Source organism: Cupriavidus numazuensis (assembly GCF_905397435.1).
In the GTDB taxonomy this organism is placed as follows: domain Bacteria; phylum Pseudomonadota; class Gammaproteobacteria; order Burkholderiales; family Burkholderiaceae; genus Cupriavidus; species Cupriavidus numazuensis.
On the sequence record NZ_CAJPVI010000004.1, the window covers coordinates 1 to 19244 of the forward strand.

At 65.1% G+C, this 19244-nt stretch carries 14 protein-coding genes; 12 read left to right on the forward strand and 2 right to left on the reverse strand.

Annotated elements, in window-relative coordinates; all coding sequences use genetic code 11:
- A partial coding sequence (locus KHO41_RS04665; protein WP_407065373.1) for a beta strand repeat-containing protein occupies nt 1-1797 on the reverse strand: 1797 nt, incomplete at its 3' end.
- A 217-nt stretch (nt 1798-2014) separates the two neighbouring features.
- Here KHO41_RS04665 and KHO41_RS04670 point away from each other — a divergent pair.
- Complete coding sequence (locus KHO41_RS04670) at nt 2015-2785, forward strand: alpha/beta hydrolase (RefSeq protein ID WP_244873712.1); 771 nt, start codon at nt 2015-2017, stop codon at nt 2783-2785.
- A 308-nt stretch (nt 2786-3093) separates the two neighbouring features.
- Here KHO41_RS04670 and KHO41_RS04675 read toward each other — a convergent pair whose 3' ends face one another.
- Nucleotides 3094-4314, reverse strand: a complete 1221-nt coding sequence (locus KHO41_RS04675) for an NnrS family protein (RefSeq protein ID WP_211952144.1) — start codon at nt 4312-4314, stop codon at nt 3094-3096.
- A 223-nt stretch (nt 4315-4537) separates the two neighbouring features.
- Between KHO41_RS04675 and KHO41_RS04680 the strand changes: the two genes are divergently transcribed.
- The 11 genes from KHO41_RS04680 (at nt 4538) to KHO41_RS04730 (ending at nt 19151) form a co-directional block, all read left to right on the forward strand.
- Nucleotides 4538-5827: an MFS transporter gene (locus tag KHO41_RS04680; protein ID WP_376989186.1), complete on the forward strand. Its 1290-nt coding sequence runs from the start codon at nt 4538-4540 to the stop codon at nt 5825-5827.
- Between the two features lie 39 nt (nt 5828-5866).
- Nucleotides 5867-7252: a NarK family nitrate/nitrite MFS transporter gene (locus tag KHO41_RS04685; protein WP_211952145.1), complete on the forward strand. Its 1386-nt coding sequence runs from the start codon at nt 5867-5869 to the stop codon at nt 7250-7252.
- A gap of 176 nt (nt 7253-7428) precedes the next feature.
- Nucleotides 7429-11175: a nitrate reductase subunit alpha gene (locus KHO41_RS04690; protein ID WP_211952146.1), complete on the forward strand. Its 3747-nt coding sequence runs from the start codon at nt 7429-7431 to the stop codon at nt 11173-11175.
- 2 nt (nt 11176-11177) lie between these two features.
- A complete protein-coding gene (gene narH / locus KHO41_RS04695; RefSeq protein ID WP_211952147.1) occupies nt 11178-12725 on the forward strand; it encodes a nitrate reductase subunit beta in 1548 nt (515 codons plus the stop codon).
- A gap of 27 nt (nt 12726-12752) precedes the next feature.
- The gene (gene narJ / locus KHO41_RS04700; protein WP_211952308.1) at nt 12753-13430 is read left to right on the forward strand and encodes a nitrate reductase molybdenum cofactor assembly chaperone; all 678 of its coding nucleotides are present in this window, start codon (nt 12753-12755) and stop codon (nt 13428-13430) included.
- A 19-nt stretch (nt 13431-13449) separates the two neighbouring features.
- Complete coding sequence (narI, locus tag KHO41_RS04705) at nt 13450-14133, forward strand: respiratory nitrate reductase subunit gamma (protein ID WP_211952148.1); 684 nt, start codon at nt 13450-13452, stop codon at nt 14131-14133.
- Nucleotides 14134-14161: 28 nt separating this feature from the next.
- Nucleotides 14162-14914 carry a peptidylprolyl isomerase gene (locus KHO41_RS04710; RefSeq protein ID WP_211952149.1) on the forward strand — a complete coding sequence of 251 codons (753 nt, stop codon included), beginning with the start codon at nt 14162-14164 and terminating at the stop codon, nt 14912-14914.
- Between the two features lie 22 nt (nt 14915-14936).
- A complete protein-coding gene (locus tag KHO41_RS04715) occupies nt 14937-15617 on the forward strand; it encodes a carbonic anhydrase (protein WP_211952150.1) in 681 nt (226 codons plus the stop codon).
- 1175 nt (nt 15618-16792) lie between these two features.
- Nucleotides 16793-18460, forward strand: a complete 1668-nt coding sequence (locus KHO41_RS04720) for a nitrite reductase (RefSeq protein WP_211952151.1) — start codon at nt 16793-16795, stop codon at nt 18458-18460.
- Nucleotides 18461-18522: 62 nt separating this feature from the next.
- Entirely contained in the window at nt 18523-18828 is a 306-nt protein-coding gene (locus KHO41_RS04725) for a c-type cytochrome (protein ID WP_211952152.1), read from the forward strand.
- Nucleotides 18810-19151 carry a c-type cytochrome gene (locus KHO41_RS04730; protein ID WP_211952153.1) on the forward strand — a complete coding sequence of 114 codons (342 nt, stop codon included), beginning with the start codon at nt 18810-18812 and terminating at the stop codon, nt 19149-19151. Before KHO41_RS04725 ends, KHO41_RS04730 begins: the two co-directional genes overlap by 19 nt.
- Nucleotides 19152-19244: the final 93 nt, after the last annotated feature.

A 19244-nucleotide genomic window follows, 5' to 3' on the forward strand; every position in this document is an offset into this window, starting at 1 on the left:
GAAGGTCGGGCCGGCAATCAGCGTGCCGGCGGTGATCACGCCCGGTTGCACGGTCGTGCCAGCCACCAGGCTCGGCGCGCCCGCCACGTTCACGTTGATCTTGTTGCTGGCGGACAGGTCGGCGGTGCCGGTGACGACCAGCTTGCCGTACGAGCCGCTTTCGCCAATGCCGGTCTGGAAGACGCCGTTGGCGGTCTGGATGTAGTTGCCGGTGACGGTGGCGGTCACGCCCGGCGCGACGGCCAGCGTGCCCGAGTTGGTCATTGCAGCGTCCGTCAGACTTACGCCGCCGCCCATGTTGAACACGCCGCCATCCGCGATGTTGAAGGCGCCGACATTGAACGTGTTCGCCAGGCCCGACGTGTAGGTGCCGTTGACGTTGACGGTGCCGCCGCCGCTAACCTGGCCGCTGATGCTGGCCTGGGTGCCATTGAGATTCAGCGTGGCACTGCCGAGCGTGACATTGCCAACCAGATGGCCCGTCAGGTTGATGCCGTTGGTGACGGTGCTCGTGTTGTCGACGGAGATCGCGGTCGCGGCGGTGATCGTGCCGGCAACATCGATCGAGCCCACCGTGCTGTTGGATGCGACATTGATGCCGACGGGGCTGCTCGACAGCCCGATGATGCCGACAACGCCGCCTGTCGCATTGATCGTTCCCGCGACATTGATCGAGCCTACCGTGCTGCCGGATGTCACATCGATGCCGACCGGGGTGGCCGACGGCCCGATGCCCATCGTGCTGCCGATCGTCGCGGTAATCGCACCATCGTTGTGGATCGCGCCGACCGAGCTGCCCTCGACACGGATGCCCGTTGCCGCGCCACCCGATGACGACGAGGCAGAGATGGTGCCGGTGTTGGTAATGCTGCCGGTCACAGTGGCGGCATTGAGCTTGATGCCGTACGCCGCGCCGCCGACGCCGATGCCCATGAGACCGGGAGCACCGCCGCTACCGGTGATGCTCCCGTCATTGCTGATCGAGGCAATGGTGCTGTTCCCGACATTGATGCCGATACCGGCGCCACCAGTGCCGCCGGCCATGCCCATGCCTGCACTTCCGCCGGTGCCTGAGATCACGCTGGCAGCACCGCTATTGACGATCGCCCCGGTAGTACCCGACTGGATATCAATGCCGGTACCTGCACCGCCAATACCGGAACCGCCGATGGCGCCGCCGCCGGCGCCACCCGTGCCGGCGATGGTGCCAAGGTTGGTCAGCGTATTCATTTGGCCCGCGCTCAGGCTGACTGCAGTGCCTGCGCCGCCGCCGGTCGCCCCCATCGTGATGAGGTCGCTATAGCCTGCCCCGCCTGTCGCGCGAATGGTGGCGCCGGCGGCATTGGTCAGGTTGTCCAGCAACAGTGAGGACGGTGGGCTGTTGTCGACAATGCGGATCGCCGTTGCGGCACCGCCGGCGAGTCCGGGCCCGGCGCCAGGCGTGCCCAGGCTTTGAAGCAAGCCTTCATTGTTGATCGTCGGCAGTCCGGCCGACGACGACGGGGCCACCACTACAGCCTCGGCACCGCTCACGCTGATCACGCCGTTCGGCGATGTGACATGCAGGCTGCTGCCCGAGTAGAGATAGCAGGTGCCACCGAACGTGGCCCCAATGGTATTCACCCCGTATGGATTGCAAGTGCCGATGGCCATGGCCGGCGTAGCCGCCAGCACCCCGACCGCCATCATCACGGCAGTGGCCATGATGCGCGGCACGGACGGCGGCAGTTGGGAAACGGCCGCGGCTACGTCAGCTTCGCGGGGGACTTTGCGGTACGACTGTTTTCTGGAATGCATTTCTTCTGTTAATGGCTGACTACATGAAATCCCGATGGCCGGAGTGCAAAAGGACTCGGTAGACTCCCGTGCTCCGGCCGACTGCTTTTCCGTACTGCTCCACATGCAAGGCATCCACACGGGCGTTGCCGCCCGGCTTCGCTTCCAGTCTCCGCGACAATGGCTGCGGCTACCGCTACTGCTGTCCTTCGTCCTTCTGCTGGCCGCATGCACCAGCGTGTCTCCCATCGCCCGCAGGCAGGGCGCCGACACGCTGGCCTCGTCACACGGCTGGCAAGCGCTGCGCCTGCCGGTGCGCGACTTCATGCTGGCCGGCTACGCGCCACCGGCCGCGATGGCAGACGTGCTGACCATCTACATCGAAGGCGATGGCATGGCCTGGCTCAGCCCCTCGCGCCCTTCCGACGACCCCACGCCGCTGCGGCCGGTCGCGCTGGAGCTGGCCTTACTGCACAGCCACGGCACGGCCGCCTACCTCGCGCGGCCATGCCAGTACGTGCAGGACGCCGAACGCAGGGGCTGCGCCACGCCGTACTGGACCGACCGCCGGTTCGCCGCGGAGGTGGTGGAAGCCGCCAGCGAAGCCATTGACGCGCTCAAACAGCGCTACCACGCCAGCCGGCTGGTCCTGGTGGGCTACTCGGGCGGTGGCGCCATCGCCACGCTGGTCGCCGCGCGGCGCCACGACGTGGTCCGCCTGGTGACTGTCGCCGGCAACCTGGAACCGCTCGCCTGGACCCGTCTGCACGACCTGCCGCCGCTTGCTGGCTCGCTCAACCCGGCCGACGCCTGGCGCCAGTTGCAGGACATTCCGCAAGTGCATTTCGTCGGCGCCGAAGACACCAACGTCCCACGGGACGTCGCTGCCGCCTACGCCGCACGCTTCCCGGCGGACAAGCGTCCGGAGATCCGGGTCATCGATGGCGCTTCGCACACCTGCTGCTGGGCATCACGCTGGCCGACGCTAGCCGGCATGGCCTTTCCGTAGTGACTTGCTCCGCCTCCCATGCGGATTACGGATGTCAATGTCTAAACTTGAGGACAATCAAACATAGGTTCCGGGCGATATCCGCCCATGCCGATCGGCGGCGCAAATGAAATCGCCGGACGCGAGCGGTCCGGCGATGTGTTCGGAGGGAAGTTAGTAAGTGCGATACGCGCGGCTCGGGTGCCGAAGCTAGCCCGGGCGTCCTGCGCAGCCCTGCGGTCAGGCGCGCATTGTCTTCATTGTCTTTGCTGTCTGCATTGTCTTATGCCGGCGCCATGCCAGACTGCCGAGGTCGCCGAAACGGCCCGTCAGCCGGCCTTCCCATCGATCCTCGGCCTCATCAGCCGCGGCGCGTAGACCACCGCATAGATCGCGAACCCGGCCACCCAGCAAACCGCCGCGCCATAGATCCAATGCAGATAGCCGGCCGGCCACGCCAGCGGCCCGATCACGCGCAGCACCGCCGCCGCGGCCACCAGCCAGTACGCCGCGGTCTCGGCAGTACCCGCCGCGAGCATCCTTCCCGTGTGACCGAGCGCCGTGCGCGTGACCATCGCGATGATCGCGCCGCCCAGCACGCCCACCGTGAACGCATGCGTGGCGATGCCTGCCATCACGAGCCCGAGCGCCGCAGCCGCCTGCAGCACGAAAGCCAGCGGCAGCCACGCATAGGCAAGGTGCAGCGACCATAGCAGCGGCCGGTTACCCACCGCATAGCCACGCCAGCCAGCCACGCGGATGCCGAGCACCACCGCCGCGGGCACGGACAGTGCCGCAGCAAGCCAACCCGGCAGCGGAGCCAGGCCGGCCAGCAGCCCAAGCACCGCTGCAGGCACAACAAGCCGATCCACCTTCGGATACTGCCGCAGACGGAAGCCCGGGACCGCATTCGTGGTGAACATCGGGATCACGCGCCCGCCGATCACGATCACGAACAGCGTGATCAATGCCACGCCGGCCTGGCACGCACGCAACGCGCCATCCGTGTGGCCGCCGGCCTGCAGTCCGAGGCTCGACACATTGGCCAGCGCGAGCAGCCACAGTGCAAAGGCCAACGGATAGTTGCGGCGATTGCCGCCGCGGACCAGCGTGCGCGTGAATGCGAGCGCGGCCAGCGGCAGGAACGCAGCGTCGATCCATGAGGCGGGCGCACCGGAACCGAACCACATTGCCCCGCGTCCGGCCAGCCACAGCAAGAACAGGCAGGCCAGCAGCGCGCCGGTCGGCGTCGGCTGCCCCGTCCAAGCACGTCCTGCCGTGAAGAGGAAGCCCACCACGATGGCCGCCGCAAAGCCGAACACCATTTCATGCGCGTGCCACAGCATCGGCGGCAACGCGGCAGACGGCGCTGCGGCCAGCGTGCCGCCAAACATCGCTGCCCATGCGGCCACGGCAATCGCCGCGAAGATCGCGCCACCCAGGTAGAACGGTCGGAAGCCAAGTGCGAACAGCGCAAAGCCACGCGGCGGCGGCCCCGCTTCCGGCGACTTGCGCGGACCGCGTGCGGGCAGGATAGGGATGGTTTCCATGATGGGCGCGTGCGAGAGGTTTGATCCTTGTCACGGGTTGATACCGTGTCCAGGCGGGCTGCATTCACGATATCACCGTGATGCGGCCGCCGTCCTCCGCCGATGGAACTAGCTCCACCAGCAGGCTCCGTGGCGTGGCGGCTTGTGCTCCCGGCGAATGGTCAGCCGCAGCGGCCATGCCTACGCTGGCGTCATCCGTCAAAGTTGACACAGGAGCATGGCCATGGCCACCCCCACACGCGCGGCGCGCATGCCGGAGCCCGTCCCTCCCGGCGCATGGACGACGCTGGCATCGAGCACCTTCGCCTTCACCATCTGCTTTGCCGTCTGGATGCTGTTCGCGGTCCTCGGCATCCCGCTCAAGAAAGAACTCGGGCTTAACGAAACCGAGTTCGGCTTGCTGGCCGCCACACCCGTGCTGAGCGGCTCGCTGATCCGTGTGCCGCTTGGCATCTGGACCGACCGCTACGGCGGCCGCGTCGTGTTCTTCGTGCTGATGCTGGCCACGGTGATCCCGATCTGGCTGATCTCGTATGCGCACACGCTGTGGCAACTGCTGGTGCTGGGCCTGTTCGTCGGGCTGGCCGGCGGCTCGTTCTCCGTTGGCACGCCTTACGTCGCGCGCTGGTTTCCGCGTTCGCGCCAGGGGCTCGCGATGGGCATCTTCGGCGCCGGCAATTCGGGCGCAGCACTGACGAAGTTCGTCGCCCCGGCACTGATCCTGACTGCGGGCACGTGGGAAATCGTGCCGCGCGTGTATTCGGTGGCCATGCTGGTGACGGCTCTCGTGTTCTGGGTCGGTTCGCGCAGCAATCCTGCCCACCGCGTGGCGTCCAGCACCGGCTGGCGCGAACAGCTCGCCGTGATGCGCGATCCGCGCGTGTGGCGCTACTCGCAGTATTACTCGGTGGTGTTCGGCGGCTACGTCGGCCTGTCATTGTGGATGACCAAGTACTACATCGGCGAATACGGCTTCGACATGAAGGTGGCCGCCTTCCTGGCCGCTTGCTTCTCGCTGCCCGGCGGCGTGCTGCGCGCAATCGGCGGCTGGATCTCCGACCGCTATGGCGCGCACCGCACCACGTGGTGGGTGATGTGGGTGAGCTGGGTCGGCTTCTTCCTACTGAGCTACCCGCAGACGGATTTCGTGATCCACACCACCACGGGCCCGCAGAGCTTCCGTATCGCGCTGACGCCGATGGTGTTCACGTTCCTGCTGTTCGTGGTCGGCATTGCCTTCGCGATCGGCAAGGCTTCGGTCTTCAAGTTCATCTCGAACGATTTCACGCACAACATCGGCGCTGTCTCCGGCGTAGTCGGGCTCGCGGGCGGGCTGGGCGGCTTCGTGCTGCCGATCCTGTTCGGCGTGCTGGCCGACCTGACCGGCGTGCGCAGCAGCTGCTTCATGCTGATGTACGGCACCGTGTGCGTGAGCCTGGTCTGGATGCACTACAGCCAGCGCGCCGAACGCCGGCGCAAGGAGCAGGCGGTCGGCCTCACCCAGGCCGCCTGACGGCCCCCCTGACATCCCTTTCCACTCGAGCACACTGTCATGTCCACTTCCGTACTGACCCGCTGGGAGCCCGAAAACGCGGCCTTCTGGCAGAACACCGGCGAGCGCATCGCCTATCGCAACCTGTGGATCTCGATCCCGGCGCTGATGCTGGCCTTCGTGGTCTGGATGCTGTGGAGCGTGGTGGCGGTCAACCTGGACCGCGCCGGCTTCCAGTTCACCAAGAACCAGCTGTTCTGGCTCACGGCGCTGCCTGCGTTGTCCGGCGCCACGCTGCGCATCTTCTACTCCTTCCTCGTCCCGGTGTTCGGCGGACGACGATTCACCGCGATCTCCACGGCGCTGCTGCTGATCCCCGCGCTCGGCATGGGCTTCGCGCTGCGCGACCCGTCCACGAGCTATCCGACGCTGCTCGCGCTCGCACTGCTGTGCGGCTTCGGCGGCGCCAACTTCAGTTCGTCGATGGCCAACATCAGCTTCTTCTTCCCGAAGGCAAAGAAGGGACTGGCCACGGGCCTCAACGCAGGCATCGGCAATCTCGGCGTGTCGGTCGTGCAGTTCGTCACGCCGCTCGTGGTATCGGTGGCTGTGTTCGGCACGCTTGGCGGCGACCCGCAGCAATACCAGGCCGGCGACGCCATGAAGAACCTGTGGCTGCAGAACGCGGGCTTCATCTGGGTGCCGTTCATCGTGGTGTCGTCGCTGGCGGCATGGTTCGGCATGCATGACATCGCCGACGCCAAGGCGTCCTTCGCCGACCAGGCCATCATCTTCAAGCGCAAGCACAACTGGCTGATGTGCTGGCTCTATGTGGGCACGTTCGGCTCGTTCATCGGCTTCTCCGCCGGCCTGGCGCTGCTCACCAAGTCGCAGTTCCCGGGCGTAAACCCGACCGCGTATGCATTCCTGGGGCCGCTGGTCGGCGCGCTGACGCGTCCCGTGGGCGGCTGGATCTCCGACAAGCTTGGCGGCGCGCGCGTCACGCTGTGGACGTTTGTCGGCATGATCGCCGCCGTGTTCGCCGTGCTGGCCGCACTGCCGCATGACGGCGTGGCAGGAAGCTTCCCGGCCTTCCTGGCAGCCTTCGTCGCGCTGTTCGCACTGACCGGGGTCGGCAACGGTTCCACGTTCCGCATGATCCCGGTGATCTTCCTGACCGAACGCCAGCGTGCCGCCAGGGGCAAGGGCGATGCCGCACAGAAGCAGGCATTGCAGGATGCCGGCAAGGAATCCGCCGCGGTGCTCGGTTTCTCCGGTGCGATCGGCGCCTACGGCGGCTTCTTCATCCCGAAGAGCTTCGGCACCTCGCTGGAACTGACCGGCTCCGCCGACGCCGCGCTGTACTGCTTCATCGCGTTCTACGTGAGCTGCGTGCTCGTGACATGGTGGTGCTACGCGCGCCGCAACGCGGCCATGCCCTGCTGATGTGCTGCCGGCCGGCCTAGTTCTGTCGAACTAGGCCGGCGCCCGCCGACTAGCCCGAACGCACCGCGCGGCCTGTTCCACCAGCGAATTGGCGCGCACTTTCCTCCCCCATAAGCTACGAGTGTCCCTGCAACGGCCCCACGCCGCGCGCAGCAAGCATTCGCGGAGAACAAGAGATGAGTCACTTTCTGGATCGACTGAAGTTCATGTCGCGCGTCAAGTCCACGTACGCGGACGGGCACGGCGCGGTGGTGAACGAGGACCGCAAGTGGGAAGACGGCTACCGCAGCCGCTGGCAGCACGACAAGATCGTGCGTTCCACGCACGGTGTGAACTGCACGGGCTCGTGCTCGTGGAAGGTGTATGTGAAGAACGGCCTGATTACCTGGGAAACCCAGCAGACCGACTACCCGCGCACCCGGCCCGACCTGCCCAACCATGAACCGCGCGGCTGCCCGCGCGGTGCCTCGTACAGCTGGTACGTCTATTCAGCCCAGCGCGTGAAGTACCCGATGATCCGCGGCCGCCTGATGGAAATGTGGCGCGAGGCCCGCAAGACCATGGACCCGGTCGCGGCCTGGGAATCGATCAGCCAGGATCCGGAAAAGGCGAAGCGCTACAAGAGCGTGCGCGGCCAGGGCGGTTTCGTGCGCGCCGACTGGAACACCGCGACCGAGATGATCGCCGCCGCCAACGCGTTCACGGTCAAGAAGTTCGGCCCTGACCGCGTGATCGGCTTCTCGCCGATTCCGGCCATGTCGATGGTGTCCTACGCCGCCGGCGCGCGCTACCTGAGCCTGATCGGCGGTGCCTGCCTGTCGTTCTACGACTGGTACTGCGACCTGCCGCCGGCCAGCCCGCAGATCTGGGGCGAACAAACCGACGTGCCCGAATCCGCCGACTGGTACAACTCGACCTACCTGATGGTGTGGGGCTCCAACGTGCCGCAGACGCGCACGCCGGACGCGCACTTCTACACCGAGGTGCGCTACAAAGGCACCAAGACCGTGGCCGTGTCGTCCGACTTCGGCGAGATGGTCAAGTTCGGCGACATCTGGCTGGCCCCGAAGCAAGGCACCGACGCCGCGCTCGCGATGGCCATGGGCCATGTCGTGCTCAAGGAATTCCACGTCAGCCGAAAGTCCACCTACTTCCGCGACTACATCAAGCAGTACACCGACATGCCGATGCTGGTGCTGCTGCGCGACAACGGCGGCACGCTCGTGCCTGACCACTTCCTGCGCGCGTCGAACCTGGCCAACAACCTCGGCGAGGCGAACCATCCCGAATGGAAGACGCTGCAGATCGACGATGCAACGGGCGATATCGTCGCGCCCAATGGTTCAATCGGATTCCGCTGGGGCGAAGCCGTGCACAACGATGGCGAAAAGGTCGGCCGCTGGAACCTGGAGATGAAGGACGGCGGCAGCGGCCGCAACATCGATCCGCGCCTGTCGCTGCTGGGCAGCCACGACGAGGTCGCCGAGGTCGGCTTCCCGTACTTCGGCGGCGAGCACGACGCGCTGCTGCGCCGCCGCGTGCCAGCCCGCCGCGTGACGCTGGCCGACGGCACCACCGCGCTCGTGGCAACTGTGTATGACCTCCAGCTCGCCAACTATGGCGTCGACCAGGGCCTGGGCGGCCCGAACGTCGCGGCCTCCTATGAGGATGATGTCCCCTACACGCCGGCCTGGCAGGAAAAGCACACCTCGGTGCCGGCCAAGCTCGTCATCCAGGTCGCGCGCGAATTCGCCGACAACGCGGACCGCACGCAAGGCAAGAGCATGGTCATCGTCGGTGCGGCGTTGAACCACTGGTACCACAACGACATGATCTACCGCGGCATCATCAACCTGCTGATGATGTGCGGCTGCGTCGGCAAGAGCGGTGGCGGCTGGGCCCACTATGTCGGCCAGGAAAAGCTGCGTCCGCAGTTCGGCTGGGCGCCGCTGGCCTTCGGGCTCGACTGGTCGCGGCCGCCGCGCCAGATGAACGGCACCTCGTTCTTCTACAACCACACCAGCCAGTGGCGCCATGAGAAGCTCGGCGTCGACGAGATCCTGTCGCCGACCGCCGACAAGGGCAAGTACGACAAGATGTCGCTGCTGGATCTCAACGCCAAGTCCGAACGCATGGGCTGGCTGCCGTCCGCACCGCAGCTCGGCAGCAACCCGCTCGACGTGGTCGATGCGGCAGAGCGCGCCGGCAAGGACCCGGTGGCCTATACCGTAGAGCAACTGAAGTCCGGCAACCTGCAGTTCGCGTGCGACGACCCCGACAACCCGGCCAACTTCCCGCGCAATATGTTCGTATGGCGCTCGAACATCCTCGGTAGCTCGGGCAAGGGCCACGAGTACTTCCTGAAGTACCTGCTCGGCACGCAGAACGCCGTGTTCGGCGACGAGAACGACGCGATCAAGCCCACCGAAGTCAAGGTACGTCCGGCCGTCGAAGGCAAGCTCGACCTGCTGACCGTGCTCGACTTCCGCATGAGCACGACCTGCCTGTACGGCGACATCGTGCTGCCCACGGCCACGTGGTACGAGAAGGACGATCTCAACACGTCCGACATGCACCCGTTCATCCACCCGCTGTCGGAGGCCGTGCAGCCGCTGTGGGAAAGCAAGACCGACTGGGAAATCTACAAGGCCATCGCGAAGAAGTTCAGCGAGATTGCCGGGCCTTACCTCGGTACGCGCAAGGATCTCGTCTGCACGCCGCTGCTGCACGACACCCCGGGTGAACTCGGCCAGCCGTTCGAGCCGAAGGACTGGAAGCATGGCGAGTGCGACCTGATTCCTGGCAAGACCGCACCGTCGATGACGGTGGTCGAGCGCAACTACGCCGACATCTACAAGAAGTTCTCGTCGATCGGCCCGCTGCTCGACAAGATGGGCAACGGCGGCAAGGGCATCAACTGGGATACCAAGCATGAGGTCAGGGAGATCGGTGAACTGAGCAAGACCGTCACCGAGCCGGGCGTGAGCCAGGGCCGTCCGAAGCTGGAAAGCGCGATCGATGCGGCGGAGATGATCCTGACCTTCGCGCCCGAGACCAACGGCCACGTCGCCGTCAAGGCGTGGGATGCGCTGTCGAAGATCACGGGCCGCGACCACACGCACCTCGCCGAAGGCCGCGAGCACGACAAGATCCGCTTCCGCGACGTGCAGGCACAGCCGCGCAAGATCATCTCCGCGCCGACATGGTCGGGGCTCGAGTCAGAGGAGGTCAGCTACAACGCCGGCTACACCAACGTGCATGAGCTGATTCCCTGGCGCACGCTGACCGGCCGCCAGCAGTTCTGGCAGGACCATCGCTGGATGCTCGACTTCGGTGAAGGCTCGTGCGTGTACAAGCCCGCGATCGACACCAAGACGGTCAGCCCGATGCTCGGCAAGAAGCCAAACGGCAACCCGGAGCTGGTGCTGAACTGGATCACGCCGCACCAGAAGTGGGGCATCCACTCCACCTACTCGGACAACCTGCGCATGCTGACGCTGTCGCGCGGCGGTCCGCACGTGTGGATCTCGGAGGTCGAGGCCAAGGCCAACGGCATTCGCGACAACGACTGGGTCGAGGTGTTCAACGTCAACGGCACGCTGACCGCGCGCGTGGTGGTGTCGCAGCGCGTGCCGCAAGGCATGTGCCTGATGTACCACGCGCAGGAGAAGATCGTGAACGTGCCCGGCGCCGAAACCAGCCGCATGCGCGGCGGCATCCATAACTCGGTCACGCGCGCCGTGACCAAGCCCACGCACATGATCGGCGGCTACGCGCAGCTTGCCTACGGCTTTAACTACTACGGCACCGTGGGCAGCAACCGCGACGAGTTCGTGATCCTGCGCAAGATGAACAAGGTCGACTGGCTGGAAGGGCCGCTCGTGGAAAAGACTGCGACGTTGACCGAGAAGGAAGGAGCCTGAGAATGAAGATCCGTGCCCAGGTAGCCATGGTGCTGAACCTCGACAAGTGCATCGGCTGCCATACCTGCTCCGTGACCTGCAAGAACGTGTGGACCAGCCGTGACGGCATCGAGTACGCATGGTTCAACAATGTCGAAACCAAGCCCGGCATCGGCTATCCCAAGGAATGGGAAAACCAGGACAAGTGGCAAGGCGGCTGGAAGCGCAATGCCAACGGCAGCCTCGAGCCGCGCCAGGGCGGCAAGCTGAAGATCCTGGCGAACCTGTTCGCCAACCCGAACCTGCCGCAGATCGACGACTACTACGAGCCGTTCACGTACGACTACGAGCATCTGCAGAAGGCACCGCTCGTGCAGACGCCGCCGACCGCGCGCCCGGTGTCCGTGCTGACCGGCCGCAAGATGGAAAAGATCGAATGGGGCCCGAACTGGGAAGACGACCTCGGCGGCGAATTCAGCTCGCGCGGCCGCGACAAGCTGTTCGACGACGTGCAGAAGGAGATGTACTCGACCTTCGAGAACACCTTCATGATGTATCTGCCGCGCCTGTGCGAGCACTGCCTGAACCCGGCGTGCGTGGCGTCGTGCCCGTCGGGCTCGATCTACAAGCGCGAGGACGACGGCATTGTCCTGGTCGACCAGGACAAGTGCCGCGGCTGGCGCATGTGCATCTCGGGCTGCCCGTACAAAAAGATCTACTTCAACTGGCAGAGCGGCAAGGCCGAGAAATGCCTGTTCTGCTATCCGCGCATCGAGGCCGGCCAGCCGACCGTGTGTTCGGAAACCTGCGTCGGCCGAATCCGCTATCTCGGCGTGATGCTGTATGACGCGGACCGTATCGAGCAGGCTGCGTCGGTCGCCGACGAGCGCGACCTGTACCAGTCGCAGCTCGACATATTCCTCGACCCGCACGATCCCACCGTGCAGGCCGAGGCGCGCCGCCAGGGCATTCCGCAAAGCTGGCTGGACGCGGCGCGCAAGTCGCCCGTCTACAAGATGGCGTGCGAATGGAAGGTGGCCTTCCCGCTGCATCCCGAATACCGCACGCTGCCGATGGTCTGGTACATCCCGCCGCTGTCGCCGATCCAGTCCGCCGCCGAGGCGGGCCATATGGGCATGAACGGCGTGATCCCTGACGTCAAGAGCCTGCGTATTCCGGTGAAGTACCTCGCCAACCTGCTGACCGCGGGCGACGTCATGCCGGTGCTGTCCGCACTCGACCGCATGCTCGCGATGCGCGCCTACAAGCGCTCGCAGGTCGTGGACGGCATGCAGGACCTGGCGGTGCTCGAACAGGTCGGCCTGACGCCGGCGCAGGTCGAAGACATGTACCAGACCATGGCCATCGCGAACTATGAAGACCGCTTCGTCATCCCGTCGTCGCACAAGGAAATGGTCGAGGACAGCTTCGGCGACAAGGCCAGTTGCGGCTTCACCTTCGGCAATGGCTGCTCCGGCGGCACGTCCGAAGGCACGCTGTTCGGCAAGAAGCCGAAGCCGGCCATCGCTTATGCCGCCCTGCCGCGTTCGCGCAAGGCGTTTGCAGGCTGACCAGACAGGAGAACTCACATGCCCCACATGCCGCTTTACCCAGTCCTCAGCGCCCTGCTCTGCTACCCGGAGGAAGCCCTGCTCGACTGTCTGCCCGAGATCGACGCGGCCCTGGCCGAATGGCCGCAGGCCCGCGAGCTGCTGGCGCCGCTGACCGCCCTGCTGCGCAGCGAACCGCTCATCACGCTGCAGGAAAACTACGTGGCCACGTTCGACCGCAACCCGGCCCATTCGCTTCACCTGTTCGAGCACGTCCACGGCGAGAGCCGCGACCGCGGCCAGGCCATGGTCGATCTGATCGAGGAATACCGGCGCGACGGCTTTGAACCAACGGCGTCCGAGCTGCCTGATTACGTACCGCTGTTCCTCGAATACCTTGGCGCGCTGGCCATGGACGCTAAGGACGCCCGGGCAGAGCAGTTGCTTGGCGATGCCATCCATGTGCTGGCCGCCGTGGGCGACCGCCTGGCGCGCAACGAAAGCCCATATGCGAGCGTCTTCGCCGTGCTGCGCACGCTGACCGACGTGCAGCCGGAACCGCAAACCGAGCCGCCCGTGCGCGACATGGATGAAGCGCTGGAAACCTTCGGCCCTGGCGCGGATGGCGTCGAGCCGCTGCTCGGGCCCGCGACCGGCGGCCAGGCCGTGAAGTTCTACCCGCGTGGCACAACAGCGCAGCGTGCGCCGGTGTCCCCCGTCTGCTGAACACGCCAAGGTGACGACCATGAACCTGATCAACCAATTCCTCTTCGGCATCTACCCGTATATCGCACTCGCCATCTTCCTGTTCGGCAGCCTCGCGCGCTTCGAGCGCGAGCAGTACACCTGGAAGACCGACAGCTCGCAGGTGCTGTATCGCGGCAACCTGCGCACGGGCAACATCCTGTTCCACGTCGGCATCCTCGGGCTGTTCTTCGGCCACCTGGCCGGTCTGCTGACGCCCGTGGCGGTGTGGGACGCGCTCGGTGTCTCGCACAGTCTCAAGCAGGCGGTGGCAATGACCGCCGGCGGCGTGATGGGCACCATGTGCCTGGCCGGCCTGCTGATCCTGCTGCATCGCCGCCTGACCAACGCGCGCGTATCGGCAGTGACCCGTACTGGCGACAAGGTACTGCTGCTGTGGCTGCTGGTGACGCTGCTGCTCGGGCTGTCGACCATCTTCGAATCGGCCAGCCATATGGACGGCCACATGATGGTGCTGCTGATGACGTGGGCACAGCACATCGTCACGCTGCGCGGCGACGCCGCGAGCTTCGTGGCCGATGCCCCGCTGCTGTTCAAGGCACACCTGTTCATGGGCATGTCGCTGTTCGTGATCTTCCCGTTCACGCGTCTCGTCCATGTGTGGAGCGGCTTCGCTTCCGTGGGCTACCTTGGCCGCGCGTGGCAACTCGTGCGCAGCCGTTAAGCGCACTACATCCGAACCGGAGAACACCATGCCAGTCACCGTCAATGGCGTAGAGCTGACCGACGACGATATCGAACGTGAAATGGACCAGCATCGCGATGCGCGCAATCCCGCGCATATGGCGACAGTGTCGGCGATCCTGCGCCGCCTGATGCGCACGGAGGCCGAGCGCCTCGGCATCGCCGGCGACGACACGAATGACGATGCGCTCGCACTGGCACTGCTCGCGCATGAAGCGCCCGTACCGGACGCGGACGAAAGCAGCTGCCGCCGTCACTACGACAGCCGGCCCGACCGCTTCCGCGAAGGCGAATGGGTCGAGGTCGAGCACATCCTGTTCCAGGTCACGCCGCGCGTGCCGCTCGACGCGCTGCGCGAGGTGGCGCAGCAGACGCTAGCGCTGATCAAGGGCGATCCGTCGAGCTTTGCGAGCCATGCTCGCGCACTGTCGAACTGCCCGAGTGGCGCGGGCGGCGGTCGCCTGGGCCGTGTGTTCCGCGGCGAGACCGCGCCGGAATTCGAGCGCGTGGCTTTCTCCGCTCCGGCCCAAGGCCTGTTGCCGCAACTCGTCGAGACACGCTTTGGCTTGCATATCGTGTGCGTGCTCGACCGCTGCGACGGCACCCGCCTGCCGTTCGACATGGTGCGTTCGGATATCGCAAGCGCCTTGACAGCCGCCGCACGCGACCGGGCCTGGAAGCAGTACGCCAGCCTGCTGATCGGCAGGGCCAGCATCACAGGCATCGAACTCGACGGCGCCGACAGCCCGCTGGTGCAGTAGACGGGTTCAGGAGGCTAGTGGCATGCACGAGGTCGAACGTCTGCTGAAAGGCTTCGAACGCTTCCAGCAGCATTACTTCGAGGATGAGCCCGAGCTGTTCGATACGCTGCGCGACGGGCAGCGTCCGCCGACACTGGTAATCGGATGCAGCGATTCGCGCGTCGACCCTGCGCTGCTGCTGGGTTGCGATCCCGGCGAGCTGTTCACGGTGCGCAATATCGGCAACCTCGTACCGCCATGCACGGGTAGCCATGAAGGCAGCCTGCATGGCGTGTCAGCCGCGATCCAGTTCGCGGTGGAACAGCTGCAGGTAGCACGCATCATCGTGATGGGCCATGCCGGATGCGGCGGCATTCGCGCCTTGCTGGCGCAACCTGCAGATGCGGGACGGGACGAAGCTCCTGCAGGCGACGACTTCATCGGGCCGTGGGTGCGAATTGCCAGTCCGGCAAGGCGGCACGTCGACGAGACCCTCGCTGGCGCCACCAGCGCGCAACGCCAGCGCGCGTGCGAACAGGCGGCCATCTTGGTGTCGCTGCGCAATCTCGAGACGTTTCCGTTCGTCCGACGCCAAGTGGAGCGTGGACGATTGACGCTGCATGGATGGTATTTTGACCTGCAGGCGGGGGCGTTACTGGCGTACTCGCAACGGGCGGATTGCTTTCTGCAAGTGGTTTGTTCGGTGGAGGGGAAGGGGGGATGATGGCTCTTGTTGGAGGGGGATTATCGCTTTTGGCAGGCGTGGCTGTTTCGCTGGTGTAGTCGGCGGGGGGTTTGGGGTTGGGATTGGGGTGTCGTGCTTGGCTGGCGCCGCTGTTTCGCCGGCGTAGCCGGCGGGGGTTTGTGGTTGGGATTGAGGTGTCGCTCTTGGCTCGCGCCGCTGTTTCGCCGGCGTAGCCGGCGACCTACTCTTTTGTCCGAGCGACAAAAGAGTAGGCAGAAAAGCGCGTCGTTGCCGCTGGCCATCAATTCCACGGCGCCAGTGGTTCCAACGGCTTTGGACGCCTGCGATGGTGGTCAGTGGTTCGAGCCTGCTAACGCTATGTGAGTCAGAACCTGTGCCTTGCGCGGCACGGCGTTTGGACGATCCCCAAGACGGACTCGGGTACAGCGTTCCAACACGGTCAGTGGTGGGACGCCTTCGGCTGCGCTGCGCGCACGTCGTCGTCTGGGGGCAAGCTCGTCAACGTCGCTAGCGACCGAGTCCCCGTTCCAGTTCCTGTTCCAGTTCCAGTTCCCGACCCCCTGTCTCTACGCGCATGCAATGCGCCCAAGGCTTCGTCACTGAGGCGAGGTTAGGACTAGACCTCAGCGGTCTTACTCCGAGCCGCGCGTAGCGCAGCCGTAGGCGTCCCCGTGAAGGCATTATTAGCAGGGACCACTCCGTAATCCGGGTTCGCTCGTACGCGCTGGCCCATCCTAATCATCTACGCGGCAGGCAGTCCAGCGGTCCTCTGATGCAACAATGGCATTGAGCTCTTGGTTGACCACGTAAACGCGCTTTTGCCTACTTTTACCGCTCGGGTAAAAGTAGGTCGCCGGCTACGCCGGCGAAACAGCAGCGCCAGCGAAGAGCGACACCCCATCCCAAGCGAGAAGCCCCCGCCCGCTACGCCAGCGAAACAGCAGCGCATGCCAAGCACCAAAGCCAGTTCAAACATCCAATAAAAAATCCTCTACCCACCCCATATATCCCTTTAAAAAATCCACTCCACTATCATTGTTATTTAAATAAATTCCCCATATCAACCTCCCGTTGACAACAGTCAACCCGGCCACCCGGATTCTTCACGATCATCCTCATGACAGCCGGCGCGGCCAGCGCCCCAGGAACCCGCCGGCAGAGCAGCTTTCCCCAACCCGCTGAAGAACAGCAACATGAAAGCGAAATCCTGGAGGTTCACTGCGCTTGCGGCATTGCCGCTCTCTCTGTGGCTCAGCCACGCCAGCGCAGACACACCGGCAGCTGCATCTGCCACGCCGCCGATGGCAGCGGCACCCACCCTCACCCCCGCCGAGTTTGACCATGCCCGGCAGATCTACTTCGAACGCTGCGCCGGCTGCCACGGCGTACTGCGCAAAGGCGCGACCGGCAAGCCCCTGACGCCTGACATCACACGCGCACGCGGCAGCGAGTACCTGAAGACCTTCATCAAGTACGGCAGCCCCGCCGGCATGCCGAACTGGGGCACATCGGGCGACCTGTCCGACAGCGAGGTCGACCTGATGGCCCGCTATATCCAACTCGATCCTCCGACACCACCAGAGTTCTCGCTCGCGGACATCGAGAAGAGCCGCAAGGACATCGTCCCCGTGGCGAAGCGCCCTGCGCGCAAGATGAACCAGTACAACCTCGACAACCTTTTCTCCGTCACGCTGCGCGATGCCGGCGAGGTCGCGCTGATCGACGGCGACAGCAAGACAATCATCAACATCGTCAAGACCGGCTATGCGGTGCATATCTCGCGCATGTCGGCGTCGGGCCGCTACCTGTACGTGATCGGCCGCGATGCGCGCCTGGACCTGATCGACCTGTGGCTGCCCAAGCCCGACATCGTCGCCGAAGTAAAAATCGGGCTCGAAGCGCGTTCGGTGGAAACGTCGAAGTACAAGGGCTACGAGGACAAGTACGCGGTAGCGGGCTCGTACTGGCCGCCGCAGTACGTGATCATGGAAGGCGACACGCTCAAGCCGCTCAAGGTCGTGTCGACGCGTGGCATGACCGTGGACAACGAGTACCACCCCGAGCCGCGCGTGGCCTCCATCGTCGCAAGCCACTTCCATCCGGAGTTCGTGATCAACGCCAAGGAAACCGGCAAGATCATGATGGTCAACTACGCGGACCTGAACAACCTCAAGACCACCACGATCGACTCCGCGAAGTTCCTGCATGACGGCGGCTTCGATGCGACGGGCCGCTACTTCCTGGTGGCCGCCAATGCGTCGAACAAGATCGCGGTGGTCGATACCAAGGAGGACAAGCTCGCAGCGCTGGTCGATGTGGGCAAGACGCCGCACCCCGGCCGTGGCGCAAACTTCGTCCATCCAAAGTTCGGTCCGGTCTGGGCCACGAGCCATCTCGGCGACGAGACCATCAGCCTGATCGGTACCGACCCCGTAGGCCACAAGGCGCAGGCGTGGAAGGTCGTGCAGACCGTCAAGGGTCAAGGCGGGGGATCGCTGTTCATCAAGACTCATCCGAAGTCGTCCAACCTTTGGGTCGATACGCCGCTGAACCCCGACACAAAGCTCAACCAGTCGGTCGCCGTGTTCGATACGCGCAATCTGGAAGCGGGCTTCCAGGTGCTGCCGATTGCCGAATGGGCCGGCCTGAAGGGCGAAGGCGCGAAACGGGTGGTGCAGGCCGAGTACAACAAGGCCGGCGACGAGGTGTGGTTCTCCCTATGGGGCACCAAGGATGGCGAGTCCGCGCTGGTGATCGTCGACGACAAGACGCGCAAGCTCAAGACCGTCATCAAGGATCCGCGACTGATCACGCCTACCGGCAAGTTCAACGCCTACAACACGCAGCACGATATCTACTGATCGTGCGTCCGGCGCGCGGGCAGGCACAAGCCTGCGCGCCGCACGCCACCACGAGCCAAGACATGCAATCCATCCGAATCGCCATCGTCGCAGCCGCTTGTGTGCTGCTTTCCGCAGCCGCACACGCAAGCCCCGAACTCGCCACGAGCAAGGCCTGCATGGCCTGCCACAGCGTCGACAAAAAACTGGTCGGCCCGGCCTTCAAGGACGTGGCCGCGAAGTACAAGGGCAGCAAGGACGCCGCCACCCAGCTCTCCGGTTCCATCCTCAAGGGCAGCAGCGGCAAGTGGGGACCGGTACCGATGCCCGCCAACCGTGTCACCGAAGCCGAAGCGGACACACTCGCCAAATGGGTACTTACGCTGTAACCGGCATCGCGCTCGGGCTGCTGCTGGCGGCGGCAGCCACGTCGGCGGCAGAGCCGCTGCCGGCGCGGCAGGCGGAACTCGCACGGCTGCTGCGCGATGACTGCGGTGCGTGCCACGGTATGACGCTGCAGGGCGGGCTCGGTTCGCCGCTCACGGCGGCCGCGCTTTCCGGCAAGCCGCGCGATGGCCTGGTGGCCACCGTGCTGCAGGGCCGTCCCGGCACCGCCATGCCGCCCTGGCAACCTTTCATGACGCAGGACGAAGCCACATGGCTGATCGAACGATTGCAGACTGGACAGGCACCCGCTGTTTCGGGCCGGTAATCAGGCTGCCGCAATGGATAATGATGTACTTGCTGAAGGCACTGCCAAAGACAAAGGGAGCGACTGTTGTCTCCCCTCTCCCATTTATGGGAG

What these genes read in the sequence shown, in the direction of transcription:
- KHO41_RS04675 (WP_211952144.1), bottom strand. Translation starts at nt 4,314, where the DNA reads ATGGAAACCATCCCTATCCTGCCCGCACGCGGTCCGCGCAAGTCGCCG.
- KHO41_RS04680 (WP_376989186.1), top strand. Translation starts at nt 4,538, where the DNA reads ATGGCCACCCCCACACGCGCGGCGCGCATGCCGGAGCCCGTCCCTCCC.
- KHO41_RS04685 (WP_211952145.1), top strand. Translation starts at nt 5,867, where the DNA reads ATGTCCACTTCCGTACTGACCCGCTGGGAGCCCGAAAACGCGGCCTTC.
- KHO41_RS04690 (WP_211952146.1), top strand. Translation starts at nt 7,429, where the DNA reads ATGAGTCACTTTCTGGATCGACTGAAGTTCATGTCGCGCGTCAAGTCC.
- narH (WP_211952147.1), top strand. Translation starts at nt 11,178, where the DNA reads ATGAAGATCCGTGCCCAGGTAGCCATGGTGCTGAACCTCGACAAGTGC.
- narJ (WP_211952308.1), top strand. Translation starts at nt 12,753, where the DNA reads ATGCCGCTTTACCCAGTCCTCAGCGCCCTGCTCTGCTACCCGGAGGAA.
- narI (WP_211952148.1), top strand. Translation starts at nt 13,450, where the DNA reads ATGAACCTGATCAACCAATTCCTCTTCGGCATCTACCCGTATATCGCA.
- KHO41_RS04710 (WP_211952149.1), top strand. Translation starts at nt 14,162, where the DNA reads ATGCCAGTCACCGTCAATGGCGTAGAGCTGACCGACGACGATATCGAA.
- KHO41_RS04715 (WP_211952150.1), top strand. Translation starts at nt 14,937, where the DNA reads ATGCACGAGGTCGAACGTCTGCTGAAAGGCTTCGAACGCTTCCAGCAG.
- KHO41_RS04720 (WP_211952151.1), top strand. Translation starts at nt 16,793, where the DNA reads ATGAAAGCGAAATCCTGGAGGTTCACTGCGCTTGCGGCATTGCCGCTC.
- KHO41_RS04725 (WP_211952152.1), top strand. Translation starts at nt 18,523, where the DNA reads ATGCAATCCATCCGAATCGCCATCGTCGCAGCCGCTTGTGTGCTGCTT.
- KHO41_RS04730 (WP_211952153.1), top strand. Translation starts at nt 18,810, where the DNA reads ATGGGTACTTACGCTGTAACCGGCATCGCGCTCGGGCTGCTGCTGGCG.